Below are 24,778 nucleotides of genomic sequence, written 5' to 3'. Positions count from 1 at the left end.
GGATTATCGGCTTGCATGAACAGTAACCTATTTGTTACCTTCAGGGCCGCCAGTGATCACACTCGAAGAATACTTGCAGGACAATGAAACAAGCCCCTTTGGGCGCTGGTTTACCACCTTGAATGCTCAGGCAGCGCTAAAGGTTTCCAATGCATTGCTCCGACTCGAGCTAGGCAATACATCCAATATCAAGTGGTTTGAAGGTCTCGGTGAATACCGAATAAATTGGGGCCCCGGGTACAGAATCTACCTTGTTCAAGAGGGGAAACGCCTGATCATCCTTTTTGGTGGAGGCAATAAGTCCACACAAAAAACCGACATCAAACAGGCAAAGATACTGATAGACGAATTCCGAACCCGAAAAAAAGCTCAACGAAATCGGAGATAGAGTCATGGCGCTTACCCGAAGCTACAAACACACCATCGCCGAGCGCGCCCAGCGGGACCCCGAGTTCGCCCAAGCATTGTTGGATGAGGCTGCTACTCTGTTTCTTAATGGCGAACCCGAAATGGCCAGGATCATTTTGCGTGACCTCGTTAACGCCACTGTTGGTTTCGAAGAACTGGCAAAGGAAACAGCGAAGCCCAGCAAAAGTCTTCATCGGATGTTGTCTGCGAAAGGCAACCCAAGCATGGACAATCTGGCTGCGATATTTGCGGTAATTCGCGCTACGCTTGGAGTAGATATGCAGGTACATGCGGTTCGTGCGCACTGACAGGGTGAGAGAAATGCGACTTTTACTGCGACACCACACCGCACACGGTGTTTTTACTTATCGGCCCTGATCAGGCTAAATAGCCGCGCCTGATCACCCACCCACCGGATTTGTCCCATGTCCCGACAACGGCTCGCAATTGCCTGGATCGCCTGCTTCGCAGTGCTGTTCAACATGCTCGCCATGCCGATGTCCGGAGCGATGGTGCAGACGGCGAAGTCGCCAGCCGAGCAATTGTTGTGGGGCAGTTTTTGCTCGTCCAGCGGCACCAGGATGGTGGCGATTTCCCTGGGCGACATCGAACAGAAAGCTCCGCAAAGCGACGATCATTCCAATATGCAGCATTGCTGGTGCTGCAGCGGCTCCGCGCCATTGGTGGCGTTGCCCGGACATGAGCCACAGCTGTATTTCGCGCAGTTCGAAGCGAATCGAAGCCTGCCTCCCGCCGCATTCAACACGCCGACACCGCGCCAGCAATGGCCAAGCCTCAACCCCCGTGCCTCTCCTCTGGTGTGATGACTTCTCGCAATTGATCTGCGTTTTGACTCGCCTGGAGAACTGCCATGTTGAACAGACTCATCGTTCTGGCCGCGTTGCTGCTGCCTGCCTGCTTTGCCAATGCCCACGAATACAAGGTCGGCGCACTGGAAATCGCTCACCCCTGGTCGCAAGAGTTGCCGCCCAATGCGCCGACCGTCGCGGCCTATTTCGTGATCCACAACGCCGGCAAGACCGCCGACCGCCTGCTCAGCGTCGACTCGCCGATTTCGGGTGAGGCGCAATTGCATGAGCACTTGATGCAAAACGACCTGATGAAAATGCAGCCGGTACCTAGCGTGGCAATCCCCGCCGGTGGCGACGTCACGTTTGCACCGATGGCCTACCACGTGATGCTGGTGAACCTGAAAGACCGCAGCCTGCTGAGCGACGGCAAGCGCTTCCCGCTGACCTTGCACTTCGAGAAGTCCGGTGACGTGACGGTCGAAGTGGCGGTGCAGAAGCAGGCGCCCGAGGCCACGCAAAAGCACGCGCACGTTCAGTAACCCGCTATCGCGACGCCGCCCATGCGCCCGCCAGGCACCAGGTCATCCGCCCACCGTCGTCAGCCATTGAGCCTGACGCGCGGCAGCTGGATCAGCCTGTTCGCCATGTTGATGATCTTTATCGGTCCACTGATTTCTCAGTCGATGCCGATGGATCAGCGCGCCTCGATGCCCCTGGACATGAGCATGAACATGTCGATGGACATGAGCATGGACATGAGCATGGACATGTCGGCGATGGAGCACGCGGATCATGGCGCGCAACCAACTGCCGAGCATTGCCCACCAGCATCCGGGCATCACGCAATCTGGGAAAAATGCGGCTATTGCAGCCTGCTGTTCAACTGCCCGGCGCTGACCGGTGGCGGGTCATTCACAGCGTTCGACACCCCGCCCGCCAGCACTTACACCACGCCATCCCCTCGCCTGGGCCATGCCCGGCAAACCTTCTTTCCCGGCGCCCGCACCCGCGCCCCGCCCGTCGTCGCGTAAACCCCCACTGCTGATTTCACACGGTCCCTCTTCGCGAGCAAGCTCGCTCCTGCAGGCCGTGTCGTTTACGACTGTTCGATGGAAATTGTCATGTCCAGGTTTGCTGCTGTCCCATGCTTGAGCTCTGCCCAAGCCTCCTTTGCTTTGAACGAATCCAGCATTCGCTTCAGGCACGCCACCGCCATCCTGTGCGGCGCCTTGCTGGCGCCTTCCGCGCTGGCCGATGAACACGCAGGTCATAGTGAAGAACTGAGCCCGACGGTCATCACCGCCATTGCCCCGAGCTCGCCACTGACCATCGTCACCAACCCCAAGGACCCGCGCCAACCCGTGCCGGCCAGCGACGGTTCGGACTATCTGAAAACCATCCCGGGCTTCGCCCAGGTGCGCAATGGCGGCACCAATGGCGACCCGGTGCTGCGCGGCATGTTCGGCTCGCGCCTGAACATCCTCACCAACGGCGGCATGATGCTCGGCGCCTGCCCCGGTCGGATGGACGCACCGACCTCGTACATTTCCCCGGAAACCTACGACAAACTGACTGTAATCAAAGGTCCGCAGACCGTGCTCTGGGGACCGGGGGCTTCGGCCGGCACCATCCTCTTCGACCGCGAACCGGAAAGTTTCGGCGAGCTCGGCACGCGGATGAACGCCAGTGTGCTGGCCGGCTCCAACGGCCGTTTTGACAAACTGGTGGACGCGGCCGCCGGCGGGCCGTTGGGTTATGTGCGGGTAATCGGCAACACCGCCCAAGCCGACGACTACAAGGACGGCAACAACGACACCGTGGCATCGCGTTATGACAAATGGAACGGCGACGTCGCGCTCGGCTGGACCCCGGACGCCGATACCCTGCTGGAGCTGACCGCCGGCAAGGGGGACGGCGAGGCGCGTTACGCAGGACGCGGAATGGACGGTTCGCAGTTCAAGCGCGAGAGCCTCGGCCTGCGCTTCGAGAAGTCCAACATCGGCGACGTGCTGGAAAAGCTCGAGGCGCAGGTCTACTACAACTACGCCGACCACGTGATGGACAACTACACCCTGCGCACGCCGTCGGGCACCGGGATGATGGCCGGCCCCATGGCGTCCAACGTCGACCGTCGCACCCTCGGCGCGCGAGTCAAGGCCACCTGGCGCTGGGCCGATGTGCAGTTGATCAGCGGCATTGACGCGCAGACCAACGAACACCGCCAACGCAGCGCCATGGGCATCGACACCTACAAGGACCTGCCGTACACCAAGGATGCCGATTTCCATAACTACGGGGTGTTCAGCGAACTGACCTGGTATGCCGCCGAGCGTGACCGACTCATCACCGGCGCACGCCTGGACCGCGCTTCGGCCAAGGATTACCGGCAAACCATCGGTTCTGGAATGATGACTCGCCCCAATCCCACCGCCGACGACACGCGTGCCGATACGCTGCCCAGTGGCTTCATCCGCTACGAACACGACCTGGCCGACAGCCCGACCACGCTGTATGCGGGGCTGGGCCACACCCAGCGTTTCCCGGATTACTGGGAACTGTTTTCGCCCAATTCCGGCCCCGCCGGATCGGTGAATGCCTTCGATTCGATCAAGCCTGAGAAAACCACCCAGCTCGACTTCGGCCTGCAATACAAGACCGAAGACCTCGATGCCTGGGCCTCGGCTTACATCGGCCAGGTACGCGATTACATCCTGTTCAACTACACGCCAGCCATGATGGGCATGACCTCGCAAGCCGAGAACATCGACGCGCGAATCATGGGTGGTGAACTGGGCGCCGCTTACAAACTCACCGAACACTGGAAAGCCGACGCCACCCTGGCCTACGCCTGGGGCAAGAACAGCAGCGATGGCAGTGCCTTGCCGCAAATGCCGCCGCTGGACGCCCGCTTCGGCTTGACCTACAGCGAAAACAACTGGAGCGCCGGCGCACTGTGGAGAGTGGTTGCCGCGCAAAACCGTATCGACCAGAACAAAGGCAACGTGGTCGGCAAGGACTTCGACAAGACCCCGGGTTTTGCCGTGTTCTCGCTCAACGGTGCCTATCGGATCAACCAGCACTGGAAGGTCAGTAGCGGCGTCGACAACCTGTTCGGCAAGGCTTACGCCGAACACTTGAACCTGGCCGGCAACGCCGGTTTCGGCTACCCGGCCAATGACCCGCAAGCCATCAAGGAACCGGGGCGCACGCTCTGGACCAAGATTGATATGAGTTTCTAACAAGAAAAGTCAAAAGATCGCAGGCTACGCCAGCTCCTACATCGGCACGCGTACACCCTGTAGGAGCTGTCGAGTGAAACGAGGCTGCGATCTTTTACAGACAATTGATTCGCCAAGCGGAGCACAACCGATGAAACAGCCCAAAGTGAATTTCTACAACCTGGCCTGGCGCTGGCATTTCTATGCCGGATTGTTCGTTGCGCCATTCATGGTGATGCTGGCACTGACCGGCACTATCTACCTGTTCAAGCCGCAACTCGACTCGCTGATGTACAGCAGCCTGCTCAACGTCCCGGCCGGTCATCACACTGTTCCAGCCGATGACCTGCTCAAGCGGGTAAAAGACGCGTATCCACAAGGCACGATCAAACAGTATCTGCCGCCGGTCAACGCCGAGCGCAGTGCCCAGTTTGTCGTGCTCAACGGCGGTAACGAGCTGAACGTGTTCGTCGACCCGTACCACGGCGACATCCTTGGCGAGCAAGACGCCAAGAAGAACCTGCAAGCGGTCGCGCGAGCGATTCACGGCGAGCTGATGATCGGCACCGTCGGTGACCGACTGGTGGAACTGGCCGCCGGTTGGGCGGTGGTGCTGGTGGTGTCCGGGGTGTTCCTGTGGTGGCCACGCGGTCAGGCCGCGGGCATTCTCTGGCCGCGCCTGAGCAGTCGAGGCCGGGTGTTGTGGCGTGACCTGCACGCCGTCACCGGCTTCTGGGGCGCCTCATTGCTGCTGGTGATGCTGCTCAGCGGCATGACCTGGACCGGCTTCTGGGGCCAGCAATACGCCGCCGTCTGGAATGTCTTTCCGGCGGCGATGTGGGACAACGTGCCGAAGTCCGACGTAGAAGCGCGCAGCCTCAACAGCGCCACCCGCCAGACTGTGCCGTGGGCCATGGAAAATACACCGATGCCGATGTCCGGCGACCATGCCGAACACATGGCCCACGGTGCAGCGCAAGCCGGTCCGGCCGCGCCGACCATCAGCCTGCAGGATGTGCAGAACATCGCCGTGCAACGCAAGGTCGAGCCGGGCTACAGCATCACGTTTCCGACCACGGCCACCGGTGTGTTCACCATTGCTGTGTTCGCCGATGACCCACGCAACGACGCCACCCTGCATGTCGATCAGTACACCGGCAACGTCCTCGCCGACGTACGCTACGAGCACTACGGCGCCGTCGCCCGCGCCACGGAAATCGGCGTGATGCTGCACGAAGGCAAGATGTTCGGCACACTCAACCAGATCATTGTCCTGCTGATCTGCCTGATGATTTTGCTCAGTGCGGTCAGCGGCGTGGTGATCTGGTGGAAGCGTCGTCCGCAAGGCAAATTCGGTGTCCCGCCGCTGCGTCACGACCTGCCGAAATGGAAAACCGCGATGGCGATCATGTTCGCCCTGGCGGTGGCGTTCCCGTTGGTGGGCGTTTCGCTGGTAGTAGTCTGGCTGTTCGATCGGTTGCTGCTGTCACGCTTGAATCGACAAACTGAAAGCGCCTCGACTTCACCATGAGTCAGGCGAGATGCGCGGGATCCAGAGCACTGTAGACTTCCCGCGCATCTCGTTCGCTCGGTTTCTTTTTTAACCTCCAGGCCCTTTTCGCGAGCAGGCTCGCTCCCACAAATGATCACTGTTGCCCGCCCCAATGTGGCGCATCCCGATGCACCACTGCCCTGACCTCGTCCCGTCATGGTGCGCCATCAAAGCCGCAAAACCGCTCTAACACGACATTTCCCTGCCTTTCCCCGACCGGGCACAGCCCTTGCTAAAGACCCTTCAGTAGTCCGCATCTGCCAACCAAGAAAACTCATAAGTTCATGGAGATCGCACAATGAAGCGTCGCAGTTTGATCAAGGCTTTCACACTCACGGCAAGCATTGCCGCGATGGGCATGACCTGGACTGTCCAGGCCGCCGAGACCATCAAGGTCGGTATCCTGCATTCGTTGTCCGGCACCATGGCGATCTCCGAAACATCGCTCAAGGACATGGCTCTGATGACCATCGACGAGATCAATGCCAAGGGCGGCGTGAACGGCAAGATGCTCGAAGCGGTGGTGGTGGACCCTGCATCGAACTGGCCGCTGTTCGCCGAGAAAGGCCGGCAGCTGCTGACCCAGGACAAGGTGGCCGTGGTGTTCGGATGCTGGACCTCGGTGTCGCGCAAATCGGTGTTGCCGGTGTTCGAAGAACTCAATGGCCTGCTGTTCTACCCGGTGCAGTACGAAGGTGAAGAGATGTCGCCGAACGTGTTCTACACCGGCGCCGCACCGAACCAACAGGCGATCCCGGCCGTTGAATACCTGATGAGCGAAGAAGGCGGCAGTGCCAAGCGCTACTTCCTGCTCGGCACCGACTATGTCTACCCACGCACCACCAACAAGATCCTGCGTTCGTTCCTGCACTCCAAAGGCGTGGCCGACAAGGACATCGAAGAGGTCTACACGCCGTTCGGCCACAGCGACTATCAAACCATCGTCGCCAACATCAAGAAATTCTCGGCCGGCGGCAAGACGGCGGTCATCTCGACCGTCAATGGCGACTCCAATGTGCCGTTCTATAAAGAGCTGGCCAACCAGGGCCTGAAAGCCACCGACGTGCCGGTTGTGGCGTTCTCGGTGGGCGAAGAAGAACTGCGCGGCATCGACACCAAGCCACTGGTGGGCAACCTCGCGGCGTGGAACTACTTCGAGTCGGTGGAGAACCCGGCGAACAAGAAATTCGTCGCCGACTGGAAAGCCTACGCCAAGAAACAAAACCTGCCGGGGGCCGACAAAGCGGTGACTAACGACCCGATGGAAGCCACCTACGTCGGCATCCATATGTGGGCGCAGGCCGCCGAAAAAGCCAAGTCCACCGACGTCGACAAGGTCCGCGAAGCCCTGGCCGGCCAGACCTTTGCCGCGCCGTCCGGCTACACCCTGATCATGGACAAGACCAACCACCACCTGCACAAGCCGGTGATGATCGGCGAGATCCAGGCCGACGGTCAGTTCAACGTGGTGTGGCAGACCGAAGGGCCGATCCGTGCCCAGCCGTGGAGCCCGTTCATCCCGGGCAACGACAAGAAGCCGGAGTATGCGGTGAAGAGCAACTGAGCCACTGGGTGTCGGCTCCAGGCACAGTGCCTGAGGCCGACACAATTCCCTGTGGGAGCGAGCTTGCTCCGGGCGGCGTTCCGACGATGATGGCAGCACATTCAACATCCCTGTGACTGATCAATCGCTATCGCGAGCAAGCTCGCTCCCACAATGTCCGCGTCAAGGCGACCATCTATGCCCACCGCCCTTTATCGCTTCATCCTTGCCATCGCGCTGTTATTGCCGACGGCCACTTTTGCCGGCGACGCCGAAGACTTCGTCGCCGCCAATCCCGTGCAGCAAGCCAAATTGCTGGAAGCCTGGGCCGCGCAGCCCGATCCGGCGCGCATCGAACTGATCAACGCCCTGCAACAAGGCGAACTGACGGTCGATGGTCAGCCGAAAACCTTGCGCCTGAATAACCGCCTGCGGGGTCTGATCGATACCGCTTTGGCCAGCCACCAACTCCTCGCCGCCGACGCCAAAATCCGTCTGGCCGCCGCGCAGCAATTGCAGAAAAGCGCCAAACCCGCGCAACTGAAATTCCTCGACCAGCAACTGGCGGGTGAAAAAGATGAAGTCGTCCACGCAGCCCTGAGCCTGGCCCTGGCCAACTTGCAACTGGTAGACGCCGACCCGGTCGTGCGTCTCGCCGCCGTGCGGCTGCTGGGTGAAACCGGTGACCCACTGGCCCGCACCCGCCTCGAAAACCTGCTGCAACCCGGTGTCGAAGCCGACGCCAACGTGCGCACCGCCGCCGAAACCAGCCTGGCCCAGGTCAAACGCAAATTGCTGGTCGGGGAGCTGCTTGGCCAGGCCTTCAGCGGCATGTCCCTCGGTTCGATCCTGCTGCTCGCGGCGCTGGGCCTGGCGATCACCTTCGGCCTGCTCGGCGTGATCAACATGGCCCATGGCGAGATGTTGATGCTCGGCGCCTACTCGACCTACGTCGTGCAACTGATGATCCAGCGTTACGCGCCGCAGGCCATCGAGTTCTATCCGCTGATCGCGCTGCCCGTCGCATTTTTCGTCACGGCCGGGATCGGCATGGCGTTGGAGCGCACGGTGATTCGCCACCTCTACGGCCGCCCGCTGGAAACCCTGCTCGCCACCTGGGGTATCAGCCTGATGCTGATCCAGTTGGTGCGCCTGGTGTTCGGTGCGCAGAACGTCGAGGTGGCCAACCCGGCGTGGTTGTCAGGCGGGATTCAAGTGCTGCCGAATCTGGTGCTGCCGTACAACCGCATCGTGATTATCGCGTTCGCGCTGTTTGTGGTGGTGCTGACTTGGCTGCTGCTGAACAAGACGCGCCTGGGTCTGAACGTGCGCGCCGTCACCCAGAATCGCAACATGGCGGCCTGCTGCGGCGTGCCCACCGGGCGCGTCGACATGCTTGCCTTCGGCCTCGGCTCGGGCATTGCCGGCCTCGGCGGCGTGGCGCTCAGCCAGATCGGCAATGTCGGCCCGGACCTCGGACAGAGCTACATCATCGACTCGTTCCTGGTGGTGGTGCTCGGTGGTGTCGGGCAATTGGCCGGTAGCGTGTTCGCCGCCTTCGGCCTGGGCATCGCCAACAAAATTCTTGAACCGCAAATCGGTGCCGTACTCGGCAAGATCCTCATCCTCGCGCTGATCATTCTGTTCATCCAGAAACGTCCGCAAGGCCTCTTCGCGCTCAAAGGACGGGTGATCGACTGATGAACCAGCCCCTGCTCGTTACCGCGACAAAAAAAGCCGGCCCCAAAGTCACGATTGCCGTCGGTGTTATAGTCCTCGTTCTGCTGCTGGCATTGCCGCTGCTGTCGCTGTTGCCCCCTGACAGCGTGCTGCACATTTCCGCGTACACCCTGACCCTGGTGGGCAAAATCCTTTGCTACGCCATCGTTGCCCTGGCGCTGGATCTGGTCTGGGGTTACGCCGGTCTCTTGTCCCTCGGCCATGGCTTGTTCTTCGCCCTCGGCGGTTACGCGATGGGCATGTACCTGATGCGCCAGGCCTCGGGTGATGGCTTGCCGGCCTTCATGACATTCCTCTCGTGGACCGAATTGCCCTGGTACTGGACCGGCACCAGCAGCTTTCTCTGGGCCATGTGTCTGGTGGTGCTGGCGCCGGGATTGCTGGCGTTGGTGTTCGGCTTTTTCGCCTTCCGCTCGCGGATCAAGGGCGTGTATTTCTCGATCATGACCCAGGCACTGACCTTTGCCGGCATGCTCCTGTTTTTCCGCAACGAAACCGGTTTTGGCGGCAACAACGGCTTCACCAACTTCCGCACCATTCTCGGCTTTGGCATCACCGAACCTGGCACCCGTGCGGTGCTGTTTTTCGCCACGGTGCTGCTGCTGGTGGCGAGCCTGTACATCGGCTGGCGCCTGGCGCAGAGCAAGTTCGGCCGTGTACTGACCGCGCTGCGCGACGCGGAGAACCGCTTGATGTTCTGTGGCTACGACCCTCGTGGATTCAAGCTGTTCGTGTGGGTGTTGAGCGCGGTGTTGTGCGGTTTGGCCGGTGCGTTGTACGTGCCGCAAGTGGGCATCATCAACCCGAGTGAAATGTCGCCGACCAACTCGATCGAAGCGGCTGTCTGGGTGGCTCTCGGTGGTCGCGGCACGTTGATCGGCCCATTGCTTGGCGCGGGCGTGGTCAATGGTATGAAGAGCTGGTTCACCGTGGCTTTCCCGGAATACTGGCTGTTTTTCCTCGGCGCGCTGTTCATCATCGTGACCCTGTACCTGCCCAAGGGCGTGATAGGTTTGCTGAAGAAAAGAGGTGAACAATGAGAGTCACTGCAACGGCTGAATTCATGCTCGAACCGGCGTTTTTTCCACCCTTGGAACCGAACAGGGACGCCGGCAGCAGCCGCGATGCCATCGGCCTCGGCCAGCGTGCCGGCAAAGGCCTGAACACCCGCCACGGCACCATCCTGACCCTGGAAGACATCAGCGTCAGCTTCGATGGCTTCAAGGCGCTGAACGACTTGAACCTGTACATCGGGGTCGGCGAGTTGCGCTGCATCATCGGCCCCAACGGCGCGGGCAAGACCACGCTCATGGACGTTATCACCGGCAAGACCCGCCCCAGTCACGGTAAGGCCTGGTTCGGCGAAACCCTGGACCTGACGCAAATGAGTGAAGTGCAGATTGCCCAGGCCGGCATCGGCCGCAAGTTCCAGAAACCGACCGTGTTCGAAGCCTTGAGTGTGTTCGAGAACCTGGAGCTGGCGCAGAAAACCGACAAATCGGTGTGGGCCAGTCTGCTAGCGCGCTTGAGCGGCGAGCAGAAAGACCGTATCGCCGAGGTGCTCGACACCATTCGCCTGACCGCTTCGGTCAATCGTCCCGCCGGCTCGCTGTCCCATGGCCAGAAGCAGTTTCTGGAAATCGGCATGCTGTTGATGCAAGACCCGCAATTGCTGCTGCTCGACGAACCGGTGGCCGGCATGACCGACGCCGAAACCGAATTCACCGCCGAACTGTTCAAGACCCTGGCCGGCAAGCATTCGCTGATGGTGGTGGAACACGACATGGGCTTCGTCGGTTCGATCGCCGACCACGTCACCGTGTTGCACCAGGGCAGTGTGCTGGCCGAAGGGTCGCTGGAGCAGGTACAGGACAACGAACGGGTGATCGAGGTTTATCTCGGCCGCTAGGCTTGATCGTTCCCACGCTCCGCGTGGGAATGCCGCCCGGGACGCTCCGCGTCCCACTGACAATGCAGGGCTCAAGTCCTGCGCATGGGTGACGCGGAGCGTCACGGTATGCATTCCCACGCAGAGCGTGGGAACGATCACGGGGGAGAATATGAAATGCTGCAAGTCGAGAAGCTGCACCAGTACTACGGCGGTAGCCACATCCTGCGCGGCCTGACGTTTGACGTGAAGGTCGGCGAAGTCACCTGCCTGCTCGGTCGTAACGGCGTGGGCAAGACTACCCTGCTCAAGTGCCTGATGGGCCTGCTGCCGGCCAAGGAAGGCGCGGTCAATTGGGAGGGCAAGCCGATCACCACGTTCAAGCCGCACCAGCGGGTGCATGCCGGCATTGCGTACGTGCCGCAGGGCCGCGAAATCTTCGGCCGCCTGACCGTGGAGGAAAACCTGTTGATGGGCCTGTCGCGCTTCCCCGGTTCCGAAGCCAGGGAAGTCCCGGCATTCATCTACGAGCTGTTTCCGGTGTTGTTGCAGATGAAGCAACGGCGCGGCGGTGATTTGTCCGGTGGCCAACAGCAGCAGCTTGCAATCGGGAGAGCCCTGGCCAGCCGCCCACGGTTGCTGATCCTCGATGAACCCACCGAAGGCATCCAGCCGTCGGTGATCAAGGAGATCGGCGCAGTGATCAAGAAACTCGCGGCGCGCGGCGATATGGCGATTCTTCTGGTAGAGCAGTTCTACGACTTCGCCGCCGAACTGGCCGATCAGTACCTGGTGATGTCCCGCGGTGAGATCGTGCAGCAGGGCCGCGGAGAAAACATGGAAGCCGAGGGTGTACGCGGTCTGGTTACGATCTAATCTGTAGCGTCCTGACGATAATCAGAAAATATGAATTTACCTCTTCCTACTGCCCTGTTTACCCCGAGCTGGCATGCCGAGCTGGAACTGGGCTACGCCCGGTTCGGCGACAGCACGCGCCCGGTCCAGCGACGACACAAAGGCCCGCTACGGGTGCAGAAGCACCTGTATGCAGAAGGGCCCGAGGTGTGCCAGCACATCATCGTGCATCCGCCGGGCGGAATTGCCGGCGGTGACCGGCTGGACATCAGCGCCAGCGTCGGCCGCGCGGCGTGGGCACAAATCACCAGCCCCGGCGCCGCCAAGTGGTATCGCGCGGCAGCGCCGGCTTATCAGAAACTCGATCTGAAAGTGGCCAACGGCGCGACACTGGAGTGGCTGCCGCAAGAGACGATCATCTTCAGCGATGCCCGCGCCGAGCTCAGCACGTCCATTGATCTGCAAGGTGATGCACGGCTGTTCTACTGGGACGTGGTGGCGCTGGGTCGCCCGGCCAGTGGCGAGCGTTTCGATCTCGGGCATTTTCAGGCGCATCTGGATATCCGCCGCGACGGCCAGTTGCTCTGGCACGAACGCCAGCGCATTGTCGGCGGTGATGGTTTGCTCGATTCGCCGATCGGGCTGGATGGACAGCCGGTGTTTGCGACGTTGTTGGTGACCGGTGAGGTCGACCGTGAGTTGCTGGAAAGATGCCGTTCGTTGAGCAATGACGTGCGCGGGGATCTGACGCAGTTGCCGGGGCTTTTGGTCGCCCGTTGCCTGGCCAGCGAGGCCTTGTTGGCGCGCGGCTGGATGATCGATTTGTGGCGATTGCTCAGGCCGGCATTGCTCGGCCGGGAAGCCGTCCCACCCAGGATATGGAGCACCTGAACACCGATCACCGTAGGAGCCGGCTTGCTGGCGATGGCGTCCGTACGGTCGCCATCGCCAGCAAGCCGGCTCCTACAGGGTACGTATTCACAAATCCGAAACTTTTTAATCTGCCCTGATGGATTTCTACGATGGACCTGACCCCACGCGAAAAAGACAAGCTGCTGATCTTCACCGCCGGCCTCGTCGCCGAGCGGCGTTTGGCCCGCGGCGTGAAACTCAATTACCCGGAGGCCATGGCCTACATCTGCGCCGCACTGCTCGAAGGCGCCCGTGACGGCCAGACCGTGGCCGAGCTGATGCACTTCGGTACCACCCTGCTTAGCCGCGAACAAGTGATGGAAGGCATCCCGGAAATGATCCCGGAGATCCAGGTGGAAGCCACCTTCCCCGACGGCACCAAACTGGTCACCGTCCACCAACCGATCGTCTGAGGCTTCGCCATGACTTACACCATTCGCGATGCCGTGCATGCCGACCTGCCGGCAATCCGTGACATCTATAACGACGCGGTGCTCAACACCACGGCGATCTGGAACGAACAGGCAGTCGACCTTGGCAACCGCCAGGCCTGGTTCAGCGCCCGGCAAGCCCAGGGTTATCCGATCCTGGTGATTGTCGACGGCGAGAACAGCATGCTGGGCTACGCTTCATTCGGCGACTGGCGACCGTTCGACGGCTTCCGTCATACCGTGGAGCATTCGGTTTACGTGCGCAGCGACCAGCGCGGCAATGGCCTTGGCCCGAAACTGATGGATGCCCTGGTCGAGCGCGCCAAGGACTGCGGCAAACACGTGATGGTCGCTGCCATCGAAAGTGGCAACGCCGCCTCTATTCGTCTGCATGAGCGCATCGGCTTCGTGATCACCGGGCAGATGCCTCAGGTGGGCACCAAATTCGGTCGCTGGCTGGACCTGACCTTCATGCAACTGACCCTCAATCCTGGCGCGCAACCACCGACCGCCAGCAAGGAGTGATATCCGATGAACCCCGCCCAACTGCGACGCGTCAACGTTGAAAGCTTTGCGCACTATCGTCAGGGATTGATTGACCTGCTGCTCGACGCCGTCGGTTACGGTGCCAGCGTCGGCTTCATGGCCGACCTCGATGCCACGCAGGCCCGCGCCTATTTCGATGAGGTTCAGGACAACCTGAACAAGGGCAACGTACTGCTGTGGGTGGTGGTCAAGGATGAACAGGTACAGGCCAGTGTGCAGCTGACCCTGTGCCAGAAGGCCAACGGCCTGAACCGCGCCGAGGTGCAGAAATTGTTGGTGCGCGAGCATGCGCGGCGGCGAGGTCTGGGCCAGCAATTGATGACGGCGCTGGAGCAGGCTGCCCTGCAACACAAACGCGGCATGCTCTACCTCGATACCGAGGCCGGCTCCCCGGCTGAAGACTTCTACAAGGCGCTGGGCTACACCCGCGCCGGTGAAATCCCCGATTACGCCTGCGACCCGATCGGCCGCTACAAGCCGACTGCCCTTTACTACAAGATTCTCCAGGGAGCCCATTGATGATTCCCGGTGAATACCAGATCCAGCCCGGCGACATCGAACTCAACGTTGGTCGTCGCACCGTCAGTTTGAAAGTAGCCAACAGCGGCGACCGACCGATCCAGGTCGGCTCGCACTACCACTTTTTCGAAACCAACGATGCCTTGACCTTCGACCGCGCCACCAGTCGCGGCATGCGCCTGAACATCCCCGCCGGCACCGCCGTACGCTTCGAACCGGGGCAGAGCCGCGAGGTTGAATTGGTGGACCTGGCCGGGCATCGGCGGGTGTTCGGGTTTGCCGGCCGGATCATGGGTGACCTTTAAGTTTCATGGTGCCTGCACTGGCCCCTTCGCGAGCAGGCTCGCTCCCACAGTTGATCGCATTTCCCTGTGGGAGCGAGCCTGCTCGCGAAAATGAGCGCAGCGAACGATTTCACATTCAATTGAATCTCAAGGCGAACGAATGAAGATTTCCCGTCAGGCCTACGCCGACATGTTCGGCCCCACCGTCGGTGACAAGGTCCGGCTGGCCGATACCGAACTGTGGATCGAAGTGGAAAAAGACCTCACCACCTACGGTGAAGAAGTGAAGTTCGGCGGTGGCAAAGTCATCCGCGACGGCCAGGGCCAGAGCCAGCTATTGGCCGCCGAAGTGGTCGACACCCTGATCACCAACGCGCTGATCATCGACCACTGGGGCATCGTCAAGGCGGACGTCGGCCTCAAGGACGGTCGCATCGCTGCCATTGGCAAAGCCGGCAACCCGGACATCCAGCCCAACGTCACCATCGCCATCGGCGCCAGCACCGAAGTGATCGCCGGTGAAGGCATGATCCTTACCGCCGGTGGCATCGACACCCACATCCACTTCATCTGCCCGCAGCAGATCGAAGAAGCGCTGATGAGCGGTGTCACCACCATGATCGGCGGTGGCACCGGGCCGGCCACAGGCACCAATGCCACCACCTGCACCTCCGGGCCGTGGCATCTGGCGCGCATGCTCCAGGCCGCCGACGCCTTCCCGATGAACATCGGCCTGACCGGCAAGGGCAACGCCAGCCTGCCCGAGCCGTTGATCGAACAGGTCAAGGCCGGCGCCATCGGCCTCAAGCTTCACGAAGACTGGGGCACCACCCCGGCAAGCATCGATAACTGCCTGAGTGTCGCCGATCAGTACGATGTACAAGTGGCCATTCACACTGACACCCTCAACGAATCGGGCTTCGTCGAAACCACCCTCGCCGCGTTCAAGGGCCGCACCATCCACACCTACCACACCGAAGGGGCGGGTGGCGGCCATGCCCCGGACATTATCAAGGCCTGCGGTTTTGCCAACGTGCTGCCGAGTTCGACCAACCCGACTCGACCATTCACCCGCAACACCATCGACGAACACCTCGACATGCTGATGGTCTGCCACCACCTGGACCCGAGCATTGCCGAAGACGTGGCCTTCGCCGAAAGCCGCATTCGCCGCGAAACCATCGCTGCCGAAGACATCCTTCACGATCTCGGCGCGTTCTCGATGATCAGCTCCGACAGCCAGGCCATGGGCCGCGTCGGTGAAGTCATCACCCGCACCTGGCAAACCGCCGACAAGATGAAAAAGCAGCGCGGCCCGTTACCCCGGGACGGTGAAGGCAACGACAACTTCCGCGCCAAACGTTACATCGCCAAGTACACCATCAACCCGGCAATCACCCATGGCATCAGCCATGAAGTGGGCTCGATCGAAGTGGGCAAATGGGCGGATCTGGTGCTTTGGCGACCCGCGTTCTTCGGGGTCAAACCGACGCTGATCCTAAAAGGTGGCGCCATCGCGGCCAGCCTGATGGGGGACGCCAACGCATCGATCCCGACACCGCAACCTGTGCACTATCGCCCGATGTTTGCCAGCTACGGCGGCTCGCTGCACGCCACCAGCCTGACCTTTATCAGCCAGGCGGCACACGAGGCGGGGCTTGCTGAAGCCCTGGGATTGAAGAAGAAAATTGCCGTGGTCAAAGGTTGTCGTGATGTGCAGAAAACCGATCTGATTCACAACGACTACCTGCCGAGCATTGATGTCGACCCGCAGACGTATCAAGTCAAGGCCGACGGCGTATTGCTGTGGTGTGAGCCGGCAGATGTGCTGCCAATGGCACAACGGTACTTCCTGTTCTGACAATGGGATCAACATGCAGGAACCTGGCGTGCCAGGTTCCTGCGATATCAAAAGCGATCAGCTCGCCGGTTGAACGGTGAAGGGGATTTCTACCCGCTGCAGCTTCGCCCGGTCAATCGCCTGACGTGTCAAAGTCTTGAGCAATGCCATACTTTCATCCTCTATCGCCTGTACATCAGCGGCATACTCAGTTTCAGTCATGACGCTGCCAGGCGCAAACGCGCTTTCCGGTTTGCCCAGCTCTGCGGCGAGCACCCTGATCTCGATCTTGAGTCGGGCTTTCTCCTCAAGGGACAGGGTAGAGTCATTCACGCGCTCCTGCAGTGCCATGTAGAGGTCTGTGGTGGCGCTGATCCGGCGCCTGAAACTTTTGAAAGTGCTGCGGTTGGAACCTTTGACATAGGATGACCAGAACGGTTGGTCGACGACCAAGTCATCCAGCAACTCGCCTGTCTCAAGGTCCAGCACTCTTCGATACGCCGCATCAATCATTGCCTTGTCTACGCCCGCAATTCTTCTGAACTGCATCTTGCGAAACTGCCAGGGCAAGTCCAACCGGTCAGCCAGATCCGTCATGAAAGCCATATGAACTTCCACTTCGTCGACAGTGCCTTCAACCTGGCCTTGGGCATCTACGCGCCTGAACTCCTCGCCCTGCTCCAGACGCTCGGAAACCGTCTTGTGGGCGATCCGGCTCAACTCGTCCAGGCGTGACTTGCCTCGGGCCAGCGTGGCCAGTTCGGCCTCCACCAGGCCTGGATTGGCAAGCTCATAAACCTCATGGATCAGTACCTCCATGCCCATGGCGTTGAACAGCTGCGCGCCGGCGTCGACGCACGAGGTGCCGGGGGTGGCCATAGTGAACAGTTTCAGGCGCAACTCGCTATTCTTGGACATCGCCTCAAGCATTCGCCACACCTTGGCAGTCAGATCGACTCGATAGAGCGTGTCATGAACATAATGTGATGACTCGGTCAGTTTACGGATCTCGTTGAAAAACGGCACCGATCCGGTCTCATCCTCGACGCTGTTCCAGATTTTCTGGCGGGCCACCCACTCGGGTCGTGACATGCCCTCTTCCCAGTCGAGACTGTCGCGCACGCCACGTGGCGGATAGGGTCTATCAGGGTCCAGACCGACAGACTCGATGTAATCGCGCAGCGTCTGCAAATGGCTGGCCGAGAGAAAGTCCGGATCGCGACTCACCACTGTTCGCGCCAACAGTTCCGCCTGAATTGAACCACGGGGCACCACCGGTATATCCGTGATCAGATTGCCCTGAATATCCAGGTAAAAATGCCGGAACCGCGGTTGCGAAAACAGTCCGCGTGGCCAGGTTCGAATACCTGTATCGGCCAGCATGATCGAATGCAGCATTCTCATCCTGCCAATGTCCGGAACCTCTCTCAGAGGATTGCCCATAAGATCCAGCATATGAAGCTGGGTGAGGTCAGCCAGGTCAGCAATCCCTTGTGGGTCCAGCACAATCCGGTTTCCGCGCAGGCTCAATTCGGTCAAGTTGCGCATGCGACCAACGACATTCGGAAATCTAGTGAGTGAATTGCCGTCGATGTTGAGCGAGCGCAAGTTGGGAAAATGGTCGAGGAAGGATATATGAGCATCGGGCAATTCGGTGCTGGACAGATTGAGCCGGGTGACGTGATCGAAATTTCCCTCCAATGTCGGCATGGTCCCTAGATGCCGTCCCATTGGGAGATCGTGAAGATCGAGCACAGCGCCTTGCAAGTCGCCGAATGAATCCACATCGCGCAGGCCGGTCTGCTGCCAGGCTTCCCTGACGGCTTTGTACACCGCGTTACGAGACTCCCACTCGGCGACGCCGGCGGACGAGTACCGGAACGATTGGGTCGGTGAGTCCCGCCATTGTCGAAAATTCGCGTTGAGCCGATTGAATTCGGCTTCAAGTGCGCTTGCCCTTTGCTCAATACTCGCCTCACTGCCACCGGCCCGCAGGTAAACCAGGGCTTCAGCCTCCGACCACCCGGGACGTACGACACGAACACGCTCTTGGGCTGTCAGTAGCCCACTGACCTGATCGAGCTCCCGAGAAGCGCCGCGCATGCCGCCTCGCAGGCGCATGGTTACCGGATCGTACGACGGTTTGCGGATGGGATTGTCTGCCAGCAGGACGTTAAACCTGTCTCGTGGCAATGGCGCCTGTTGAATGGTCTGCTTGAGTGTGGCGCCCTGATTGATCTGATACCCCAGAGCATCGCGTTCGGCGTCGGGCAAAGCATGCAAAACGGAAGCGCACAAGTCGTCTGCCCCATGCAGGTTGAGATCATCGGCATCTCGTGCCTCGTATAGGCCGTTTTTGCTGACAAGAACTCGGCGAATGGTTGCATCCCCCGGGCCGACGCTGTTGCTCAACGGTCCGTCAAATAAAGAGGCACGGATTTCGATTCGCAGGTTGTCGGGCCAAGTGGGCAATGCCTGCAGCGAGTGCAACGCCAGACGCTCAGTGTCGGCGCTATAGGGCAGATCGAGGAACAGCCCTTCATAAGCGCGTGCGGCTCGTGACGTCAGTAGAGAGACTTTCGCACGCTCTCTGAGCGCCAAGGGGATGTGCGCCGAGTCGGTGATCTTGAGCAAATCCTCGGGGGCGACGTCGGCCAGCAACTCTTCGGCAGCTGCCGTGGATAGTCCGCTGAACGCATCCTGCAGCGCCACCACCGGTGGGGAGCCAGTCTGCTTTATCTCGCGGTTGAGCGCTGCAAACAGGGATTCGCGCCGGATGTTCGCTCGCTCGGCGAGCTTGTTTCTCATGGCATTGATCCGCACGGGCTGCTCTCGGGAAATACCCTGCCCGAGCATGGCGTGAATTTCCTCTTCGCCCATGAATTTCACGGCAAACTCAGGCAGTTTCCCTGAACGAACTTCAGCCCGGGTGATTTTCAAGGTGTTCGCTGGCGATGCGTCGATGTCACCCAATTTCATCGACGGCCCCCGGTGTTCGGCACCGTCAAAGAGTTCGATGCTGGCGCGCTCAGGCCATCCAGGCACTTCGAGCAGCAAGCGGGATACCTGCTCAGTGAACGCTTGCGGTACCGCGTCAAGCCGAATCTGCTCGGGTAATTTGCCCACATCCGCCCAGGCCTTGAAGCGTTCGAGCGTGTCGGTCAGCACTGCGGGTGGCGGCTCGTTGACGACATGCAGCCTGCGTAATTCGCCCTCCTCCACCCCACTGGCGATACGGATCTGCTCCAGAGTGGAGTCGGAGAAACTTTCGGCTGCCGGCCCCATTCGGCGCATCAGCCTGGCGTTGTCCCACTCGATCGGGCGGTCGAGCTCGGTCTTCCATCCCCCCGCACCGTTGTGCTCAAGCTTGGGTTGATACGCCTGGGGCCGGTTTGGATGCTGCAAGGCTGGTTGGCCGGTGCGCGGATCGTTGCGCACTTCAAAGTGTTTGTTTTCATGCTTGAGAATGTCTTTGTCACTGTGCCGGAACAAGCCTAGCTCGTTGGGCTTCGCCTCTGCGGGGAGAACGATATCATGGCCGTAGTGGGTCAGGTTTCTGTTCCACAGTCGCACGCTGCCATCGGGCAGTTGAACCGGCTTCAGCCCGTCGATGAGGGAAGACGGCTTGATCGGCACCGGTGTACCGGTGGGCAGTACATGCCCTGCCATCATCAAGGCCAGTTGCGCGGCGTTGATCATGACCCCGACAAGGTGAGCTGCCGCTTCTTCCTTGTCACCCTTGCTCCACTCTTCGATACCTTCCATTGTTTCAAACAGCATTTGCCCGACCATGACGGCCAGCAGCGGTCCGCCGAGCCCTGGAACCAGCATGGCGCCGAAATTGAACACGTTCCAGCCAATGTTCAGGTAAGTGCTCAGCCTGTTCCAGCGGGTGGCGGCATCTTCATCATCGGTGAGCACCGCGATTTGCCGCGCGTCAGTAATCGCCTTTTCCCTGCGCCAACGACCCAGTCGCGGCCACAAAGCCCCCTGGATGATGTTGGTGACAGGTTCGGCACTGGGGTTCTCGACGGCGGTTTCGCGCCACCAGGGTCCCATGTCCAATGGGCCACGCGCAGTCCAGGTGAATGTGGTCAAGCGCTCGCGCACCCGGGTGTAAAACCTGCCCTTGTCTTTCTGTGCGACAAAACGGCTGAAAAACTGCTGATAACTCGGCGAGCGCAGCTGGCTCGCCAGTTCCTTCATGAAGTCCGCAAGGGAGTCATACTCCTTGACGGGGTGATCAGGGTCATCGGGCACGTAGACCAGCAAAGCTCCATCAAGGCGACTCTGCTGGTAAATATCATTGCGTTGCAGCATGGTTTCGACCAAAGCCTTGGGGCCATTGGCGAAAAATGCCTTCAGCAACTTGAACTGATCGAACTCCTGCCCAGGCAACAACGTCAGGCGACGTGACCACTCCATGAGCGCTTGCTGGTGCTGCGGAACCAGGCCGTCATAAAGTCGTTTGACTTCTGAAGGGTCCGCAACTGCGCTGAACAGTACGATTCCGGACAGGTTGAACCCCATCAGCGAAAGGCGATGGGTTAACAAGGGACGATTACCCAGGACGATGCCCTGTTTCTCGTCGCGAACCTGCAGCAGCTTCGCGTAACTTCCGAAAGAGATGTCATTTTTAAGATAAGCGATGAAAGTCGATTCGTTGAACGCGGCTTTTTCGATTTTGATGGCCTGTTGTGCGACCGTTGCGCCTGCAGCGGTATCCTCCGGCATCAGCAATGTCTTTAAATGCTGCTGGTATTGCGCACCGAGATCGAGCTTGCGGCTCAGGGTTGCAAATTTTTCAACGGTCAGTGCATGTCGCTGCAACTCGTTGGTGCTGTCAACGGTAAAGATGCCAGAGCCATCCCGAAACGCCCCCGCCAGTGTCTCTGGCTCCTCGAAGTTGTGCAGCGCCGCCTCAAGCAATGAAGATTGCCGAAACCGACTTGCATTATTATCGACGCCGGGAAACAGATTAGCCGGGATATACAATCGAATCACTGTGGCATTGACGTTCAGCTCCAGCTCCAACTCTTCCTTCAACGCTTTGACAAGCAAAGGTTCGGCAAAGGTATTGATGTCCTGCTGCAAATTTTCCAGCGTTGTTTCCAATGGCCCCTGCAAACGCCAGCGCTCGGCAATCAGATCCTTGAGGTGCTGGCGGTCCATTGAACGCGCATTCATGTACCACTCAGGAAGGCTCGGTTGCGCGTTGGCGAGCGAGACCAATCGCGAGGGCGGAGCATCCTTTATCGGCGTCGGCAACTTGCTCAGAAGATAATCACGATAGACGTTTTCCTGCCCCACCCCATATGAGTACAACACTTCCATTGGGGGGGTACCCGATACCTGGCTCATCTCGCATATCCTTATGCAGTACATTGACTCGCCAGTTTTATGGAGGATTTAAAAAAACAAAAGATTAAAAAACAGCGGAAAAAATCATTGTTTATCTGAAATCGCATTGGATTTCAGAATCTAAAAAATAATTAATTACCGCCCCATTCCCCCCGCAAGTGCTTGCGCCGCGTAATGGTAGTTTTTAGCGCCCGGCAAAAGGGCTAAGATGCGCCAGACTTATCCCCCCAGGAATCTGGCCATGCGCCTACCCGAATTCATCAAGCAACACGTGGACCGTATCGTTGATGAATGGGAGCAATTCGCCAAAACCATCACGCCTGCGGCCGAAAACATGGACCGTGCAGCCTTGCGCGACCATGCCAAGGCGATTCTGCTGGCCGCCGCGCGCGACATGAGCACTGCGCAGACCGCCAGCGAACAACTGGCAAAGGCTAAGGGTGAAGGCCCCGAGAAAACCCCGAGCCTGGACGAAGCCGGCGCCAGCCATGGCGAGCTACGGCACACCGTGGGTTTCGATCTGGTGCAGATGACCAGCGAATTTCGTCACCTGCGTGCCTGCGTGATTCGCCTCTGGGTCGACAGCCTGGAGTCGCCGGACTTGGCCTATTTTCAGGACATGATCCGCTTCAATGAAGCCATCGATGAAGCACTCGCAGAATCCACGGCGGCCTATGCCGAACAGGTGAATCGCTCGCGGGATATCTTCCTGGCGATACTCGGCCACGACCTGCGCGCGCCGCTGCAAGCGATGAGTATGTCGACTGAATTGCTGATGCGTAAAACAACCCTGGAAGGCGACGCGCTGACCTGCGCGAAGAATATCAAGCGCAGCGCTCGACACATGGCGGTGATGGTCAGCGATTTACTGGAGTTGGTGCGCAGTCGTCTGGGCAAGAGCCTGCCGATCGAACCAAAACCCATGGACCTTGCCGATGCCACACACGAGGCGATTGCCGAAGCCTGCGCCGGCAACCCGGAGTGCGATCCGACGGTCAAGGTAGAGGGAGATACGCGAGGCGTCTGGGATGCCGGACGGCTGGGGCAATTGCTGCAAAACCTGATCGGCAATGCGCTGCAGCACGGTTTGAACAAACGTGACGTGACGGTCACGCTCCACGGCGAGCCCGACACGGTTCGCCTGACGGTCCATAACTACGGAACGCCGATTTCCGCGAACGCTATCGGCACGATCTTCGATCCACTGGTGCGCAGCGCAGATGAAGAACTGGGCCAGCCATCCACCAGCCTTGGGTTGGGCCTGTTTATCGTCAAGGAAGTGGTGAACGCTCATTCCGGGACGATCGAAGTCAGCTCCAATGAGGCTGATGGCACGCTGTTTACTGTGGTACTACCGCGCCAGGCGTAATCGGCCTACTCGACCACCAACCGCCCCAACCGCTGCTTGAGCATGCGGTTCTCGGCCCGCAATTGCTGGACCTCTTCAAGCAGGTCCAGCGCCAGGGCGACGCCTTCCCACTCCAGGTCCAGATCGCGCCGCAGCTTGGCGGCGCGCTTGGCCAGGGCCAGCTCGTAATCGTTGAAGCGCCAATCCTTGGGCACCGTGCCCTGAGGTTCGAGGATGCCGTGCTCGACGATTTCGATCACGTAGACGTCCGAGAGGTCGGTCGCCTCACAGAATTCTGCCAGGTCCAGTTGAACGATCAGGGGGCTGCTCATGATGGGCTACTCCGTCGCTGGGTTCAGAAGTTTTCTCGTGGATTGAAGGCGGCTTTTTTCGCCAGTTCCTGCCACAGCGCCTTGACGTCATCGTCGGCGGCCTTGGGCATTACGGCTTTGAACTGGATGAACAGATAACCGCGTTCACCTGCCTTGTTCATCAGGCCATGGCCCTTGGCGCGCATGCGTTGGCCGTTCTGGCTGCCTGCCGGGACCTTGAGGTTGATCTTGCCGGTCAGGGTCGGCACGGCAACTTCGGTGCCCAGCGCCAGCTCCCACGGTGCCAATGGCAAGGTGATGATCAGGTTCTCGCCTTCGACGTCGAATTTCGGGTGTGGCGCAAAGCGAATGGTCAGGTACAGGTCGCCATTGGCACCACCGCCGACACCCGGAGCACCCTGGCCCTTGAGGCGAATGCGTTCACCATCGCTCACGCCCGCCGGGATCTTCACGTTCAGGCTTTTGCTGGTGTTGCTCACATGCTGGCCGGCCGCGTTGTACTGCGGCACCTGGAAGGTGACCTTCTTCGACTCGGTCGACAGGGTTTCCTCCAGGAAAACCCCCAGTTCCATTTCCACGTCTTGCCCTCGACGCCCAGTGCTGCGACGTGATTCGCCACCGCCGAAGCCAGGGCCACGATTACCAAAGATCGAGCTGAAGAAATCCGAGAAGTCACCGGTGTCCTGGCCACCGCCACCAAAACCGCCACGGCTCTGCCAGCCTGGTGGTCCCTGGAACGGTTGACCATGCTGGCCATAGCGGCGCAGTTCGTCGTATTCGGCGCGTTTGTCAGCGCTTTTCAGCGCCTCATAGGCTTCAGAGGCGTCCTTGAACTTGGCCTCGGCGTCCTTTTCCTTGCTGACGTCGGGGTGGTATTTACGCGCCAGCTTGCGATAGGCGGCCTTGATTGCCTTATCGTCTGCTGTCGGCTCCACACCGAGAATCTTGTAATAGTCTTTGAAGTCCATCGCGGGAATCACCATCCGTTATCGAAATCGCGCCACCTGCCACAGCATGCACTTGTTTGCAGCACAGGGTTAGACCGATCTCAAGGTTGTGACCGGGCGGCGCGTAAGAAGTTTATCGGCAGCGGCGGCGCGACTTTCGGGTGCTGCGCGGCTACCGGCTTGATGCAGGGTAGTTTGGGGGTCATGGGCCATCTTTCAAGACATTGTTTCCAGGAATTAGC

The 24,778-nt window shown here is 59.9% G+C and carries 22 protein-coding genes; 19 read left to right on the top strand and 3 right to left on the bottom strand.

Annotated elements, in window-relative coordinates:
• The first annotated feature begins 52 nt into the window (after positions 1 to 52).
• The 18 genes from ACA054_RS02940 (at position 53) to ureC (ending at position 16,569) form a co-directional block, all read left to right on the top strand.
• Positions 53 to 388 (top strand): type II toxin-antitoxin system RelE/ParE family toxin, encoded by a 336-nt coding sequence (locus ACA054_RS02940; protein WP_497688115.1) that lies wholly within the window; start codon positions 53 to 55, stop codon positions 386 to 388.
• A gap of 4 nt (positions 389 to 392) precedes the next feature.
• The gene (locus ACA054_RS02935) at positions 393 to 716 is read left to right on the top strand and encodes a helix-turn-helix domain-containing transcriptional regulator (protein WP_131058881.1); all 324 of its coding nucleotides are present in this window, start codon (positions 393 to 395) and stop codon (positions 714 to 716) included.
• A gap of 117 nt (positions 717 to 833) precedes the next feature.
• Entirely contained in the window at positions 834 to 1,232 is a 399-nt protein-coding gene (locus tag ACA054_RS02930) for a DUF2946 domain-containing protein (RefSeq protein WP_497688114.1), read from the top strand.
• A gap of 47 nt (positions 1,233 to 1,279) precedes the next feature.
• The gene (locus ACA054_RS02925) at positions 1,280 to 1,759 is read left to right on the top strand and encodes a copper chaperone PCu(A)C (RefSeq protein ID WP_497688113.1); all 480 of its coding nucleotides are present in this window, start codon (positions 1,280 to 1,282) and stop codon (positions 1,757 to 1,759) included.
• A 21-nt stretch (positions 1,760 to 1,780) separates the two neighbouring features.
• Positions 1,781 to 2,251: a DUF2946 domain-containing protein gene (locus ACA054_RS02920; protein ID WP_497688112.1), complete on the top strand. Its 471-nt coding sequence runs from the start codon at positions 1,781 to 1,783 to the stop codon at positions 2,249 to 2,251.
• A 90-nt stretch (positions 2,252 to 2,341) separates the two neighbouring features.
• Positions 2,342 to 4,459, top strand: a complete 2,118-nt coding sequence (locus ACA054_RS02915; RefSeq protein WP_497688111.1) for a TonB-dependent copper receptor — start codon at positions 2,342 to 2,344, stop codon at positions 4,457 to 4,459.
• 130 nt (positions 4,460 to 4,589) lie between these two features.
• Complete coding sequence (locus tag ACA054_RS02910) at positions 4,590 to 5,969, top strand: PepSY-associated TM helix domain-containing protein (protein WP_497688110.1); 1,380 nt, start codon at positions 4,590 to 4,592, stop codon at positions 5,967 to 5,969.
• Positions 5,970 to 6,288: 319 nt separating this feature from the next.
• A complete protein-coding gene (gene urtA / locus ACA054_RS02905) occupies positions 6,289 to 7,554 on the top strand; it encodes an urea ABC transporter substrate-binding protein (RefSeq protein ID WP_497688109.1) in 1,266 nt (421 codons plus the stop codon).
• A gap of 177 nt (positions 7,555 to 7,731) precedes the next feature.
• Complete coding sequence (gene urtB, locus ACA054_RS02900; protein ID WP_497688108.1) at positions 7,732 to 9,234, top strand: urea ABC transporter permease subunit UrtB; 1,503 nt, start codon at positions 7,732 to 7,734, stop codon at positions 9,232 to 9,234.
• Positions 9,234 to 10,313: an urea ABC transporter permease subunit UrtC gene (urtC, locus tag ACA054_RS02895; RefSeq protein ID WP_497688107.1), complete on the top strand. Its 1,080-nt coding sequence runs from the start codon at positions 9,234 to 9,236 to the stop codon at positions 10,311 to 10,313. Before urtB ends, urtC begins: the two co-directional genes overlap by 1 nt.
• On the top strand, positions 10,310 to 11,182 hold the full coding sequence (urtD, locus tag ACA054_RS02890; RefSeq protein WP_497688106.1) for an urea ABC transporter ATP-binding protein UrtD: 873 nt from the start codon (positions 10,310 to 10,312) through the stop codon (positions 11,180 to 11,182). Before urtC ends, urtD begins: the two co-directional genes overlap by 4 nt.
• Positions 11,183 to 11,338: 156 nt before the next feature.
• The gene (gene urtE, locus ACA054_RS02885; RefSeq protein WP_497688105.1) at positions 11,339 to 12,037 is read left to right on the top strand and encodes an urea ABC transporter ATP-binding subunit UrtE; all 699 of its coding nucleotides are present in this window, start codon (positions 11,339 to 11,341) and stop codon (positions 12,035 to 12,037) included.
• Positions 12,038 to 12,067: 30 nt separating this feature from the next.
• Positions 12,068 to 12,907: an urease accessory protein UreD gene (locus ACA054_RS02880; RefSeq protein WP_497688104.1), complete on the top strand. Its 840-nt coding sequence runs from the start codon at positions 12,068 to 12,070 to the stop codon at positions 12,905 to 12,907.
• 131 nt (positions 12,908 to 13,038) lie between these two features.
• Complete coding sequence (ureA, locus tag ACA054_RS02875; protein ID WP_497688103.1) at positions 13,039 to 13,341, top strand: urease subunit gamma; 303 nt, start codon at positions 13,039 to 13,041, stop codon at positions 13,339 to 13,341.
• A gap of 9 nt (positions 13,342 to 13,350) precedes the next feature.
• Positions 13,351 to 13,884, top strand: a complete 534-nt coding sequence (locus tag ACA054_RS02870) for a GNAT family N-acetyltransferase (RefSeq protein WP_497688102.1) — start codon at positions 13,351 to 13,353, stop codon at positions 13,882 to 13,884.
• A gap of 6 nt (positions 13,885 to 13,890) precedes the next feature.
• Entirely contained in the window at positions 13,891 to 14,424 is a 534-nt protein-coding gene (locus ACA054_RS02865; RefSeq protein ID WP_497688101.1) for a GNAT family N-acetyltransferase, read from the top strand.
• Positions 14,424 to 14,729, top strand: a complete 306-nt coding sequence (locus tag ACA054_RS02860; RefSeq protein WP_497688100.1) for an urease subunit beta — start codon at positions 14,424 to 14,426, stop codon at positions 14,727 to 14,729. The genes ACA054_RS02865 and ACA054_RS02860 overlap by 1 nt, the downstream gene beginning before the upstream one ends.
• Before the next feature lie 139 nt (positions 14,730 to 14,868).
• Entirely contained in the window at positions 14,869 to 16,569 is a 1,701-nt protein-coding gene (gene ureC, locus ACA054_RS02855; RefSeq protein ID WP_497688099.1) for an urease subunit alpha, read from the top strand.
• A gap of 57 nt (positions 16,570 to 16,626) precedes the next feature.
• Here the strand turns inward: ureC and ACA054_RS02850 are convergent, their stop codons facing one another.
• Positions 16,627 to 21,909, bottom strand: coding sequence for an NEL-type E3 ubiquitin ligase domain-containing protein (locus ACA054_RS02850; protein WP_497688098.1), 5,283 nt, complete (start codon positions 21,907 to 21,909; stop codon positions 16,627 to 16,629).
• 241 nt (positions 21,910 to 22,150) lie between these two features.
• Between ACA054_RS02850 and ACA054_RS02845 the strand changes: the two genes are divergently transcribed.
• Positions 22,151 to 23,278 (top strand): sensor histidine kinase, encoded by a 1,128-nt coding sequence (locus ACA054_RS02845; protein WP_497688097.1) that lies wholly within the window; start codon positions 22,151 to 22,153, stop codon positions 23,276 to 23,278.
• Positions 23,279 to 23,283: 5 nt separating this feature from the next.
• Here the strand turns inward: ACA054_RS02845 and ACA054_RS02840 are convergent, their stop codons facing one another.
• Both ACA054_RS02840 and ACA054_RS02835 read right to left on the bottom strand, forming a co-directional pair.
• Positions 23,284 to 23,589 carry a chaperone modulator CbpM gene (locus ACA054_RS02840; protein WP_497688096.1) on the bottom strand — a complete coding sequence of 102 codons (306 nt, stop codon included), beginning with the start codon at positions 23,587 to 23,589 and terminating at the stop codon, positions 23,284 to 23,286.
• Positions 23,590 to 23,612: 23 nt separating this feature from the next.
• On the bottom strand, positions 23,613 to 24,557 hold the full coding sequence (locus ACA054_RS02835; RefSeq protein WP_497688095.1) for a DnaJ C-terminal domain-containing protein: 945 nt from the start codon (positions 24,555 to 24,557) through the stop codon (positions 23,613 to 23,615).
• Positions 24,558 to 24,778 lie beyond the last annotated feature (221 nt).

It is taken from the genome of Pseudomonas sp. LBUM1653 (assembly GCF_059716115.1).
The sequence above is the reverse complement of the archived record's forward strand: the minus strand, read 5'-3'. Positions and strand labels throughout refer to the sequence as shown.